Annotated in this window: 8 protein-coding genes; 7 read left to right on the forward strand and 1 reads right to left on the reverse strand. The window is 72.5% G+C overall.

The features are described from left to right. The first annotated feature begins 8 nt into the window (after positions 1-8). The 5 genes from ACYVMZ_RS24965 to ACYVMZ_RS24985 all read left to right on the forward strand — a co-directional run bounded on the left by ACYVMZ_RS24965 (position 9) and on the right by ACYVMZ_RS24985 (position 8,353). Positions 9-1,721 carry an ABC transporter transmembrane domain-containing protein gene (locus ACYVMZ_RS24965; RefSeq protein WP_461083305.1) on the forward strand — a complete coding sequence of 571 codons (1,713 nt, stop codon included), beginning with the start codon at positions 9-11 and terminating at the stop codon, positions 1,719-1,721. 176 nt (positions 1,722-1,897) lie between these two features. Then, positions 1,898-3,607, forward strand: a complete 1,710-nt coding sequence (locus ACYVMZ_RS24970; RefSeq protein ID WP_461083278.1) for an ABC transporter ATP-binding protein — start codon at positions 1,898-1,900, stop codon at positions 3,605-3,607. Positions 3,608-3,804: 197 nt separating this feature from the next. After that, positions 3,805-5,916 (forward strand): M4 family metallopeptidase, encoded by a 2,112-nt coding sequence (locus ACYVMZ_RS24975; protein ID WP_461083280.1) that lies wholly within the window; start codon positions 3,805-3,807, stop codon positions 5,914-5,916. A 214-nt stretch (positions 5,917-6,130) separates the two neighbouring features. Then, on the forward strand, positions 6,131-7,768 hold the full coding sequence (locus ACYVMZ_RS24980; protein WP_461083282.1) for a M4 family metallopeptidase: 1,638 nt from the start codon (positions 6,131-6,133) through the stop codon (positions 7,766-7,768). 66 nt (positions 7,769-7,834) lie between these two features. Beyond that, positions 7,835-8,353 (forward strand): DUF1990 domain-containing protein, encoded by a 519-nt coding sequence (locus ACYVMZ_RS24985; RefSeq protein ID WP_461083284.1) that lies wholly within the window; start codon positions 7,835-7,837, stop codon positions 8,351-8,353. A 3-nt stretch (positions 8,354-8,356) separates the two neighbouring features. Here ACYVMZ_RS24985 and ACYVMZ_RS24990 read toward each other — a convergent pair whose 3' ends face one another. Further along, positions 8,357-10,975, reverse strand: coding sequence for a glycosyltransferase family 1 protein (locus tag ACYVMZ_RS24990; RefSeq protein ID WP_461083286.1), 2,619 nt, complete (start codon positions 10,973-10,975; stop codon positions 8,357-8,359). Positions 10,976-11,329: 354 nt separating this feature from the next. On the opposite strand from ACYVMZ_RS24990, the gene ACYVMZ_RS24995 reads away from it, so the two are divergent. Together ACYVMZ_RS24995 and ACYVMZ_RS25000 are read left to right on the forward strand one after the other, a co-directional pair. Beyond that, positions 11,330-12,532, forward strand: coding sequence for a S8 family peptidase (locus tag ACYVMZ_RS24995; RefSeq protein ID WP_461083288.1), 1,203 nt, complete (start codon positions 11,330-11,332; stop codon positions 12,530-12,532). Between the two features lie 249 nt (positions 12,533-12,781). Beyond that, positions 12,782-13,647, forward strand: an 866-nt coding sequence (locus ACYVMZ_RS25000; RefSeq protein ID WP_461083290.1) for a maltotransferase domain-containing protein, incomplete at its 3' end; no start/stop codon positions are given.

Consider the following 13,647-nt stretch of genomic DNA (forward strand, 5'->3'; position numbering starts at 1 on the left):
GGGAACGGATGATCGACGCGTACGAGGATCCCGGCACGCCCGACTGTCGCGGCGGGGCCCGCTACCTGTGGTGGCTGGTGACCCGGCAGCCGGGCCGGTGCGCCCTGGGGGCGCTGTTCGGCAGTACGTGGATGGTGCTGCTGGCGGCGACGCCGTACCTGATGTCCCGGGCCATCGACGAGGGCCTCGAACCGGGTGACATGGGCGCACTGGCGGGCTGGTCGGCGGCGCTGTTCGTGGTGGGGTCGTTCAACGCCTGGCTGAGCATCATGCGGCACCGCACGATGACCCGGGTGCGGATGGACGCCAACTTCCGCACGGTGAAGGTGGTCGTCGGGCAGGCGGTGCGGCTGGGCGCCTCGCTGGCGCGGCAGACCCGGGCCGGGGAGGTCGTCACGATCGGCGTGGGCGACGTGCAGACGATCAGCCAGTCGCTGACGGTCGTCGGCCCCGGTGTCGGCGCGGTCGTCGCCTACCTGGTGGTGGCCGGGCTGCTGCTGTCGGTCTCGCCGCTGCTGGCCGCGGTGGTGCTGCTCGGGATGCCGGTGATCGCTGTCGTCGTGGGGCCGCTGATGGGGCGGTTGCAGGGCACGGAGAGCGAGTACCGGGAGCGGCAGGGTGTGCTGACCGCGCGGATCGGCGACCTCGCGGGCGGGCTGCGCGTGCTGGGCGGCCTCGGCGGCAAGGGCCTGGTCGCCGACGCCTTCCGCCGCGACTCGCGGCGGCTGCGCGAACAGGGGTACCGGGTCGGGGCGGTGACCAGCTGGATGCAGGCGCTGGGCGTGGGACTGCCGACGCTGTTCCTCGCCGTGGTGACATGGCTCGCGGCCCGGCTGACCGCCCAGGGGCACATCACCGTGGGCGAGTTGGTGGCGGTGTACGGCTATGTGGCCGTGCTGGTGGGCCCGGTGGCGTTCCTCATCGACATGGGCTACCAGCTGAGCCGGGGCGTGGTGGCCGCCCGGCGGGTCGTACGGCTGCTGCGGCTTCAGCCGCCGGCCGACGGCGGCACCGCCGACGCCCCCGCCGAGCCGTCGGTGCTGCACGACCCCGACTCCGGTGTGCGGGTGCTGCCGGGCCGGCTGACCGCGCTGGCCGCCGACCGCCCCGCCGACGCCGCCGCCGTGGTGGACCGCCTCGGCCGGTACGCCCCGTCGGGCGTCACCTGGGGCGGGACACGGCTCGACGACATCGCCCTGGCGCAGGTCCGGGAGCGGATCCTGGTCGCCGACCACGAGGCCGACCTGTTCGCCGGGCCGCTGCGCGAGCTGGTGGGCGGCCGGCGGGTCCCCGGGGACGAGGAGCTCGCCCGGGCCCTCCGCACGGCGGCCGCCGACGACATCGTTCTCGGCCTGCCCGACGGGCTGGACTCGGTGGTGGCCGCCCAGGGCCGCAGCCTGTCCGGCGGTCAGCGGCAACGCGTGCGGCTGGCACGGGCCGTACTGGCCGACCCCGAGGTGCTGCTGGCCGTCGAACCGACCTCGGCGCTGGACGCCCACACCGAGGCGACGGTCGCCGACCGGCTGCGTCAGGCACGCGAGGGCCGTACGACCGTCGTGACCAGCACCTCCCCGCTGGTGCTGGACCGCGCGGACACCGTGTACTACCTGGCCGACGGCAAGGTCGCGGCCGCGGGCGGCCACCGCGAGCTCCTCGACAAGGAGCCGGGCTACCGCGCCCTGGTGGCGCGGGACACGGACACGCAGGAGGTCGTGAGTTGACGGAGCTGCATCCCCCCGAGGGGCGCGGGACGCGGACCTCTGCGGCTGCGCCGCGTGGGCGCGACCGACCACGACGTACCCGCACCCGCACCCGGCTGATCCCACCAAGCCCCGAGCCGGATGCCGCCACAACAGGCCACCTCCCCATCGCCGCCCCCTCCGACGTCCGCCGAGCCGTGGCGGACCTGGTCCGGGCGGACGCCCGGGCCTTCACCACCGTCCTCGCCCTGAACGCCCTCGCCGCCGTCGCCGGCCTCGCCGGTCCCTGGCTGCTCGGGCGGATCGTGGACGAGGTGCGGGCGGGGACCGGGGTGGCCGCCGTGGACCGGCTGGCGCTGGCCCTCCTGCTGTGCGCGACGGCGCAATTGCTGCTGGCACGCTGGGCCCGCTACGTCGGACACCGCTTCGGGGAGCGCACACTGGCCCGGGTCCGGGAACGGTTCGTGGACCGGGCACTCGCCCTGCCCGCGTCGGTGGTGGAGCGCGCCGGCACCGGTGACCTGACCGCGCGCGGCACCGCCGACGTGACCACCGTCGGCACGACCCTGCGGGACGCCGGCCCGGAGCTGCTGATCAACATCGTGCAGACGCTGTTCCTGGCCGGCGCGGTCTTCCTGCTGGATCCGCTGCTCGGCGCGCTCGGGGTGCTCGGTCTGACGCCCATCTGGTTCGCGCTGCGCTGGTATCTGCGCCGGGCCCGCGACGGCTATCTCGCCGAGGGCGCGGCCACCTCCGAGGTCGCGGAGATCCTCGCGGCGACGGCGGCCGGGGCCCGCACGGTCGAGGCGTTCCGGCTCCAGGAACGGCGGATCGCGGCGAGCCGGGACACGCTGGAGACGGCCCGGCGCACCCGGTTCTACACGCTGTATCTGCGCACGGTGTTCTTCCCCGTGGTGGAGGTGTCGTACATCGTTCCGGTGGCCGGGGTGCTGCTGATCGGCGGGGTGCTGCACACGCAGGGGTCGATGAGTCTCGGGTCGGTGGTGGCGGCCGCCCTGTATCTGCACCAGCTGAGCGGGCCGCTCGACGAGATCCTGGTCCGGGTCGAGCAACTGCAGAGCAGCGGCGCCTCGTTCGCCCGGGTGGAGGGGCTGGCCCGGGTGCCGCGCGCCGCCGGGGACGGGGACTGCCCGGATCCGGCCGACGACCGTATCGACGTGACGGGCGCGCGCTACGCCTACGACGGGGGCGCCGAGGTGCTGCGCGGGGTCGACCTGACGCTGACACCCGGCGAACGGCTGGCCGTGGTCGGGCCCTCCGGCGCGGGCAAGACCACGCTGAGCCGACTGCTGGCGGGCATCGACGCGCCCACCGCCGGCACGGTCACCGTGGGCGGCGTGCCCGTCGTCGCGCTCGGCCCCGAACGGCTGCGCCGCCAGGTCGTCCTGGTCACCCAGGAGCACCACGTGTTCCTCGGGACGGTCCGCGACAACCTGCGGATCGCCGAACCGGCCGCCGACGACGAGCGGTTGTGGGCCGCGCTGGAGGCGGTCGGCGCCGACGCCTGGGCGCGGGAGCTGCCCAGCGGCCTCGACACCCCGCTCGGCCAGGGCGGTCACCGCACCGACGGCTCTCAGGCCCAGCAACTCGCCCTCGCCCGCGTGGTGCTGGCGGACCCGCACACCCTGATCCTGGACGAGGCCACCGCCCTGCTCGACCCGACGACCGCCCGCCACACCGAGCGCGCCCTGGCCGCCGTGCTGGAGGGCCGTACCGTCATCGCCATCGCCCACCGCCTGCACACCGCGCACGACGCGGACCGGGTCGCCGTCATGGAGGACGGCCGGCTGACCGAACTCGGCACGCACGACGAGCTGGTGGCGGCCGGCGGGGCGTACGCGGCGCTGTGGCGGACGTGGCACGGGGACCGGCCACCCGCCCCCTGACGTCCGTATACCGAACATGAACATCCGGGCACCGGAGCACTTCCGGCCAAACTTCTGACGCGCCCCTGACAAGAAGGCCGATGTGCTGCCACCCTTCCACTGCCGCTCCACAGCAACCCCACAGCTCCGTCCCGGCCGGCCCACCCGCCGCCCGGTCTCCCCTGGCCGCGCGACCCGCGGCCACGCAGAAGGAGGCAGTGTTGAGCAGCAGCCCCTCCCACAGAGGCACCCACCACAGACGCACGCACCACACAGGCACCTACCACACCCCGCCCGGCCACACCGCGCACCCCCGCACCGCCCACCGCCGCGCCGCGGCCGTAGCCCTCGCCGGTGTCGCCGCACTGCTCGCCGCGGCCGTCCAGACCGGCACCGCCACCGCAGCCCCGGAGAAGGCACCGTCGGCCGCGGGCAGGGCGAACCCGGGCTCCGAGCCGGTCCGGCTCTCCCCCGCCCAGCGCGCCGCGCTGATCCGCGAGGCCGACGCGACCAAGGCCGGGACCGCCCGGGAACTCGGCCTGGGCCCCAAGGAGAAGCTCGTCGTCCGTGACGTCCTCAAGGACCGCGACGGCACCGTGCACACCCGCTACGAGCGCACCTACGACGGACTGCCCGTCCTCGGCGGCGACCTGCTCGTCGAGAGCACGCGGTCCGACGCCACCGAGTCCGTCGTGAAGGCCACCCGCGCCGCCATCGAGCCGGCCACGACGAAGACCGCCGTACCCGCCGCCCGCGCCGAGCAGCAGGCCCTGTCCGCCGCGAAGGCGGAGCACGCCAGCAGTCCCGGCATCGACCGGGAACCCCGCAAGGTGATCTGGGCCGCGAACGGCAGGCCGACCGTGGCCTACGAGACGGTCGTCGGCGGCTTCCAGCACGACGGCACCCCACAGGAGCTGCACGTCGTCACGGACGCCGCCACCGGCGCGAAGCTGTACGAGTGGGAGGCCGTCGAGACCGGCACCGGCCACACGGTGTACTCCGGCACGGTCGACCTCACCACCACCCGGTCCGGGTCGGCGTACGACCTCACCGACGGGGCGCGCGGCAACCACAGGACGTACAACCTCAACCGCGGCACCTCCGGCACCGGCACCCTCTTCTCCGGCTCCGACGACGTCTGGGGCAACGGCAGCCCGTCGAACCCGGAGTCGGCCGCCGCCGACGCCCACTACGGGGCGGCCCTCACCTGGGACTACTACAAGAACGTGCACGGCCGCAGCGGCATCCGCGGCGACGGCGCGGCCGCCTACTCCCGGGTCCACTACGGCAACAACTACGTCAACGCGTTCTGGTCGGACAGCTGCTTCTGCATGACCTACGGCGACGGCTCGGGCAACGCCAACCCGCTCACGTCGATCGACGTGGCCGCCCACGAGATGACCCACGGGCTCACCTCCAACACCGCGGGCCTCAGATACAGCGGCGAGTCCGGCGGGTTGAACGAGGCGACCTCCGACATCTTCGCCGCGACGGTCGAGTTCCACGCGAACAACTCCTCCGACGCCGGTGACTACCTCATCGGCGAGGAGATCGACATCAACGGCGACGGCACCCCGCTGCGCCACATGGACAGGCCGAGCAAGGACGGCGCGTCCAAGGACAGCTGGTACTCGGGCATCGGCTCGATCGACGTGCACTACTCGTCCGGTCCCGCCAACCACTTCTTCTACCTGCTGAGCGAGGGCAGCGGCACCAAGACCATCAACGGGGTCACCTACGACTCGCCCACCTCGGACGGCCTGCCGGTCACCGGCATCGGCCGCGCCAAGGCGGAGAAGATCTGGTTCCGCGCGCTGACCACGAAGTTCACCTCGACCACGAACTACGCGGGCGCCCGCACCGGCACCCTCGCGGCGGCCGGTGAGCTGTACGGCACCGACAGCGCCGAGTACGAGGCGGTGCAGGACGCCTGGGCGGGCGTCAACGTCGGCTCACGCTCCGGCGGCGGAGGCGGTGGCGGTACGTCCTTCGAGAACACCACCGACGTGTCGATTCCGGACAACGGAGCGGCCGTCACCTCGCCGGTCACCGTGTCCGGCCGGACCGGCAACGCGCCCGCCGGCCTCCAAGTCTCGGTCGACATCGTGCACACCTGGCGCGGCGACCTGGTGATCGACCTGCTCGCTCCGGACGGCACGGCGTACCGCCTGAAGAACTTCAGCTCCTCCGACTCGGCGGACAACGTGAGCGAGACCTACACGGTCAACGCCTCGTCCGAAGTCGCCGACGGCACCTGGAAGTTGCGGGTGCAGGACCAGGCGGCCCAGGACACCGGCCACATCAACAGCTGGAAGCTGACCTTCCCGTAGGACGTCTTTGCCCTAGGGCGTCTTCGAGGACAGGCGCCGTCCCGGGGGTCAACTCCCGCCGGGGCGGCGCTGTTTACCTTCTTGAAACGTTCACCGGACAGTCGACTTCCGGCCAACATCACCGCACCCTCCTGACATGTACGCGCCCCAGGTGCCACTCTTCCTCCACCCGCCGCACCAGCACCGCCCCACTTCCCCCACAAGAGGAGCTCGTGTGACCCCCCTCTACGCGCGTCGCAAGCGCACCACCCTGGCCATCGCCACCGCCGTGGCGGCCGGCGCCCTGCTCACCACCGGCCTGACCGGCAGTGCCTCCGCGGACGCATCGGCCGAGCCGGCCCTGTCGGCCGCTCCGGTCCTGCTCTCCGCGCCCGCCCGCACCTCCCTCATCCGGGAGCAGCAGGCGGCCGCCCCCGAGACCGCCGAGGAGATAGGCCTCGGCGCGCAGGAGAAGCTGGTCGTCAAGGACGTCGTGAAGGACGCCGACGGCACGGTCCACACCCGCTACGAGCGCACCTACGCCGGCCTGCCGGTCCTCGGCGGCGACCTCGTCGTGCACGAGTCGGAGTCCGGCGAGACCAAGGGCGTCACGAGAGCGACGAAGGCCGCCATCAAGGTCGCCTCGCTCAAGCCGGCGGTCACCGCCGCCAAGGCCGAGAAGCAGGCCGTGACCCTCGCCAAGGCGGCCGGCTCGGAGCAGACCGAGGCCGACTCCGCGCCCCGCAAGGTGATCTGGGCGGCGGACGGCAGACCGACCCTGGCCTACGAGACGGTCGTCGGCGGCTTCCAGGAGGACGGCACCCCGAACGAGCTGCACGTCGTCACCGACGCGGCCACCGGCGAGAAGCTCTACGAGTACCAGGGCATCGAGACCGGCACCGGCAACACCATGTACGCCGGCAAGGTCACCCTCGGCAGCACGCAGTCCGGGTCGACGTACAACCTGACCGACGCCGCGCGCGGCGGCCACAAGACGTACAACCTCAACCGCGGCACCTCCGGCACCGGCACCCTGTTCTCCGGCTCCGACGACGTCTGGGGCAACGGCAGCCCGTCCAATCTGGAGACCGCGGCCGCCGACGCCCACTACGGCGCCCAGGTGACCTGGGACTTTTACAAGAACACCTTCGGCCGCAGCGGCATCAGGAACGACGGCAAGGCCGCCTACTCGCGCGTCCACTACGGCAACAACTACGTCAACGCCTTCTGGTCCGACGCCTGCTTCTGCATGACGTACGGCGACGGCGAGGGCAACGCCCACCCGCTGACCTCGCTGGACGTGGCAGCCCACGAGATGAGCCACGGCCTGACGTCGAACACGGCGGGCCTGAACTACAGCGGCGAGTCCGGCGGCCTCAACGAGGCGACCTCCGACATCCTCGGCGCGGGCGCGGAGTTCTACGCGAACAACGCCTCCGACCCCGGCGACTACCTCATCGGCGAGAAGATCGACATCCATGGCGACGGCAGCCCGCTGCGCTACATGGACAAGCCCAGCAAGGACGGCAACTCCGCCGACGCCTGGTCCTCCCGCCTGGCGAGCATGGACGTGCACTACTCCTCGGGCCCGGCGAACCACTTCTTCTACCTGCTGAGCGAGGGCAGCGGCACCAAGACCATCAACGGCGTGTCCTACGACTCGCCCACCTCCAACGGCTCCACGGTCACCGGCATCGGCCGCACCAAGGCGCTGCAGATCTGGTACAAGGCGCTGACCACGTACATGACGTCGACGACCAAGTACTCCGGCGCCCGTACGGCGACCCTGAACGCGGCGTCGGCGCTGTACGGCTCGACGAGCCCCGAGTACAAGGCGGTCGCGGCGGCCTGGTCCGCGGTCAACGTGAACTGACCGGACACACCCCGCGGGCGGCACCCGGGACGAAGGCACTCCCGGGTGCCGCCCTACGCTTGGGTCATGTCTTCGGAGGACTTCACCTACGCCGATGTCGGCGCCACGCGCGAGCAGGGCTTCTGCCCGCCGGGCTTCCACCCCCTGCACGTCCGCACCCGCCTGGGCGAGGGCGAGCAGGTCTTCCGGCGGGCGGCGGACGCGGTCCTCACCTGGGAGATGCACCGGGCGCTGGGCGTCGGCATCGACGCGAGCGCGGACCGGGCCGCGCCCGGCGTCGACGTCACCGTCACCCTCGCCGGGATGATCAAGGCGCCCTGCCGCATCGTCTGGACGGTGGAGGAACCCCGCCGGGCCGGCTGGGCGTACGGGACGCTGACCGGCCACCCGGAGTGCGGCGAGGAGTCCTTCGTCGTGGACCGCACGGGCGACGGCACGGTGTGGCTGACCGTGAACGCCTTCAGCCGCGGGGCCAAGTGGTACGCCCGCGCGGGCGGGCCGGCGACCCGCGGGCTGCAGCACGCGTACGCCCGGCGCTGCGGGGCCGTACTCCAGCGGCTGAGCACGCAGGGTCTCCCGGAGTGACGATCACCGCATGAGCAGCCCCGCCGCCTCCGCCAGCTCCTCCGACGGCACCGCGACGAGCCCCGGCTCGGCACTGGACGCCAGCAGCGGATGGGCGGGCAGGATGCGGACCGTGTAGCCGAACGGGCCCGTGCGGTCCAGGGAGAGCGGCCCCTCGTACACCCAGCGCCCCTCCTGGTCCGGGCCGCCCGCCGGTTTCAGCGGCACGGTGGTCGCGTCGGCGATCCGGTCCTCCTCGTCCACCCGCCCCGACACGGCCTGCACCTCGACGTCGTCCGGCCCGAGGTCGCCGAGGCCCACCCGCACCCGAAGCCCGAGCGTCGTGCCCAGCTCGGCGGTGGCCGTCGCGGCGGACGTCTCCACATGGTCCACGGTCACCCCGCCCCAGGCGGCCCGCACCCGGGCCTTCCACTCGGCGAGATCGCGCGCCGAGTCCGGGTCCATGGAACGGTGGGCGAGGGCCGCGGGCGCGTAGAGCCGCTCGACGTACTCCCGCACCATGCGCCCCGCGAGCACCTTTGGCCCGAGCAGGCTCAGCGTCTGCCGGACCATCTCGATCCACCGGTCGGGCAGCCCGTCCTGGCCGCGCTCGTAGAAGCGGGGCGTCACCCGCTGCTCCAGCAGGTCGTACAGGGCGGCGGCCTCTATGTCGTCGCGCCGGTCCGGGACCGTACCGACCCCGTCGGCCGTGGGAATCGCCCAGCCGAAGTCGGGCTGGAACCACTCGTCCCACCACCCGTCCAGAACGGACAGATTCAGACAACCGTTGAGCGCCGCCTTCATCCCGCTGGTCCCGCACGCCTCCAGCGGCCGGAGCGGGTTGTTCAGCCAGATGTCGCAGCCGGGATACAGCTTCTGCGCCATGGCCATCCCGTAGTCGGGCAGGAACACGATCCGGTGCCGCACCCGCGGATCATCGGCGAACCGCACGAGCTCCTGGATGAGCCGCTTGCCCCCGTCGTCGGCCGGATGGGCCTTGCCCGCGACGACGATCTGCACGGACCGCTCCGGATGCAGCAGCAGCTCCATCAGCCGATCACGGTCCCGCAGCATCAGCGTCAGCCGCTTGTACGACGGCACCCGCCGCGCGAACCCGATGGTCAGCACGTCCGGATCGAGCACCCCGTCGATCCACCCCAACTCGGCCGTCCCGGCCCCGCGTTGCCGCCAGGAGGCCCGGAGCCGCTCCCGCACCTCCAGCACCAGCTGCTCCCGCAGCGACCGCCGCAGCTCCCAGATCTCTTGGTCGGGGATGTCCGCGACCGCGTCCCAGCGGTCCGAACCGCCCACGGTCATGGCGTCCTCGGTGCGCTGGGGCCCGATCTGCCGGGCACCGAGCCGGAAGACCTCCGGGGCGACCCAGGTCGGTGCGTGCACGCCGTTGGTCACCGAGGTGATGGGCACTTCGTCGGCGTCGAAGCCGGGCCACAGCCCGGCGAACATCTCCCGGCTGACCTGGCCGTGCAGCAGCGAGACGCCGTTGGCGCGCTGGGCGAGGCGCAGGCCCATCACGGCCATGTTGAACAGGTTCGGCTCACCGCCGGGGTAGGTCTCCATGCCCAGCCGCAGAATGCGCTCGACATCCATCCGCGGCAGCTCGGCGTCGGGCCCGAAGTGCCGGGCGACCAGCTCCCGGCCGAACCGGTCGATCCCGGCGGGCACGGGCGTATGGGTCGTGAAAACCGTCCCCGCCCGCACCGCCTCCAGGGCGGAGTCGAACTCCAGGCCCTCCGCGCAGAGTTCGGCGATGCGCTCCAGCCCGAGGAACCCGGCGTGTCCCTCGTTCGTGTGGAACACCTCGGGCTCGGGATGCCCGGTCAGCCGGCAGTACGTCCGTACCGCCCGCACACCTCCTATCCCCAGCAGCATCTCTTGCAACAACCGGTGCTCGCTGCCCCCGCCGTACAGCCGGTCGGTCACACCACGCTCGCCGAGGTCGTTCTCCTCGACGTCCGAGTCCAGCATCAGCAGCGGGACCCGGCCGACCTGGGCCAGCCAGATCCGGGCGCGCAGCGACTTGCCGCCGGGCAGGGCGAGGCTGACCTGGGCGGGCGTACCGTCGGCCTCCTTCAGCAACACCACCGGCAGCTCGTGCGGATCGAGGACCGGATAGTGCTCCTGCTGCCAGCCGTCCCGGGACAGGGTCTGGCGGAAGTAGCCGTGCCGGTACAGCAGCCCGACCCCGATGAGGGGCACACCGAGGTCACTGGCCGCCTTCAGATGGTCACCGGCCAGGATGCCGAGGCCGCCGGAGTACTGCGGCAGGGCGGCGGTGATGCCGAACTCCGGCGAGAAGTAGGCGACGGCACGGGGAAGTTCGTCCGGCTGCGCCTGATACCAGCGGTCGCCGGTCATGTAGTCGTGCAGGTCGCCCTCCACCGCGGCGAGGCGGCGCAGGAACCGGCGGTCCTCGGCGAGCTCCGCGAGCCGCCCGGGCGACACGCTGCCGAGCAGGCGTACGGGGTCGCCGCCCGAGGCGGCCCAGCGTTCGGGGTCGACGGTCTGGAACAGGTCACGGGTCTCCGCGTGCCAGGACCAGCGCAGATTGCGGGCGAGATCGCTGAGCGGTTGGAGGGGGTCGGGGAGAACGGGTCGGACGGTGAATCGACGGATCGCCTTCACATTCCACCTCAACGCGTTCGCTGGAGACGCAGGGTGCGCCTTGGCGTCCCTCCCGACAGTACCGGCGCCGGCACACCCACCGCTGGGGCTTGCCGCGCTGCGCCGGGCCGGGCCCGCAGCTGAGCGCCCCACGCGCCGCAGTCGCCCACGCACGGAAGGGGACGTGTCGGGCCCAGGCGCCCTGGTACCCCACCCACATCCCCCATAACCGATATGGCCGATTCCGCCCCCACAGGCGTCCTTGTGGCGCTTCACACCGCACGAGACGCTGCCAAGTGGCGTACCGGCCCGCCAGGGGCACACCCCGGCGAACTCAGGCCGAGACACGCCGAGTTGAGGAGGGGAACTCGAACCATGGCACGGACGCGAACACGGCGTCTGCGCTGGGCGGGGGGTCTGACCGCGGTGACCTGTACTGCCGCGCTTTCGGCCATCACCCTGCCCGCGCACGCCGCACCGGAGGGGCGGATACTCGGCGCCGGAAACCCCGGCTCCGTGAACGGAAGTTACCTGGTGACACTGAAGGAGGAGGCACCGGCGAAGTCAGCGACCGGAAAGAGCCTCGCCGAGAAGTACGGCGCGAAAATCAGCCACACCTACGGCACGGTCCTCAACGGCTACGCGATCAAGGCGAACGAGAGACAGGCCAAGCTGCTCGCCGCCGACCCCCGCGTCGCCTCGGTCGTCCAGGACAGCCGCGTCACCCTGGACCACACCCAGAAGAACCCGCCGTCCTGGGGCCTGGACCGCATCGACCAGCGCAGCCTGCCGCTGAACAAGAGCTACACCTGGCCGGAGTCCGCGGGCGCCGGCACGACGGTGTACGTGATCGACACCGGCATCCGGATCTCTCACAAGGACTTCGGCGGCCGCGCCAGCTACGGCTGGGACTTCGTCGGAAAAGACGCATACGCGGGCGACGGCAACGGCCACGGCACCCATGTCGCCGCCACCGTCGCCGGAAAGTCCTACGGCGTCGCCAAGAAGGCCAGGGTCGTCGCCGTCCGCGTCCTCGACCACGCGGGCGCGGGCACCACGGCCCAGGTGATTGCCGGCATCGACTGGGTGACCCGGCACGCGAAGAAGCCCGCCGTGGCCAACCTCAGCCTGGGCGGCTACCGCAACGCCCAGCTGGACGCCGCCGTCCGCACCTCGATCGCCTCCGGCGTCACGTACACGGTCGCCGCGGGCAACGACGGCATGCCGGCCGGCCTGTACTCGCCGGCAGGCGTCCCGCAGGCGATCACGGTCGGCGCGACCGACCGGAGGGACACGAAGCCGGCCTTCTCGAACTACGGCTCGGCCCTTGACCTGTTCGCCCCGGGCGTGGAGATCACCTCCGCGTCCGCCGCGAGCGACACCGCCCGGGTCACGTACTCGGGTACCTCCATGGCGTCACCGCATGTCGCGGGCGCGGCGGCGCTGTATCTGGCCGACCACCGGAAAGCCACCCCGGCGCAGGTCGCGAAGGCACTGATCAGCGGGGCGGTGTCCGGGAAGGTCTCCGGCCGGGGCCTCGGTTCGCCGAACAAACTCCTTCAGGTGCCGCGCGGATAACGCGGAACAGCGCCGAGGCAGCGGCACGGCACAGGGACCGGCCTCGTCCGTCGCGGACGAGGCCGGTCCTGTGTGTCGGCAGAGGCCGGTCTTGTGTGTCGACATACGCGTGAGTAGTTAACAAAGCGCCGGATTGCCCACCCGAACAGTGTGGGAAGGCTCCTGCGGGTACACCCCTCAGGAACACCACGCAGGACCCACCTCCCCACAGACATCCGCCCACCCACGTTGACGCGGACAGGAGCGGTCATGCCCGCCAAGCACCATTCCTCAGCACCCCCGTCCCGCAGCACCGGAGCGCACGCGACGACCGGTGCCGGAGCGCACCCGACGCCCGGCACCACGGCGCACGCGTCCCCCGGCACCGGAGCGCGTCCGGCGCCCGGCGCGGAAGCCCTCTCGGCGCGCCCGGCCGCCGCCGGTCCACCCACCGCGGAGCCACCCTCCGCGCGCCACGCGACCGCCGTCGGGCGCATACCCGTCCTCGACGTCCGCCCGATCGTCCAGCACGGGCGCCGGCCGGCCAAGGCCGTGACCGGCGAGACGTTCGAAATATCGGCCACCGTGTTCCGTGAGGGGCACGACGCGGTCGCCGCCAATGTCGTCCTGAAGGATCCGGAGGGCCGCCCCGGGCCGTGGACGCCGATGCGGGAGCTCGCCCCGGGCACGGACCGGTGGGGAGCCATGGTCACCGCCGGGGAACCCGGCCTGTGGACGTACACGGTCGAGGCGTGGGGTGATCCGATCAGCACCTGGCGGCACCACGCGCAGATCAAGATCCCGGCGGGGATGGACACGGAGGTCGTCCTGGAGGAGGGCGCGCGGCTCTACGAGCGGGCCGCCGAGGGAGTGCCCCGCGACGGCGGGCGGGATGTGATCCTCGCCGCCGTCGACGCCCTGCGCGACGAGGACCGCCCGGCGGCGGCCCGCCTGGCGGCGGCGCTCACGCCGGAGGTCGACCGGGTGCTGGCCCGCCACCCGCTGCGCGAGCTGGTGACCGAGTCCGAAACGCTGACGCTGCTGGTGGAGCGGGAGCGGGCGCTGTACGGCTCCTGGTACGAGTTCTTCCCCCGCTCCGAGGGCACGCCCGAGCAGCCGCACGGCACCTTCCGCAC

It is taken from the genome of Streptomyces deserti, from assembly GCF_054782695.1.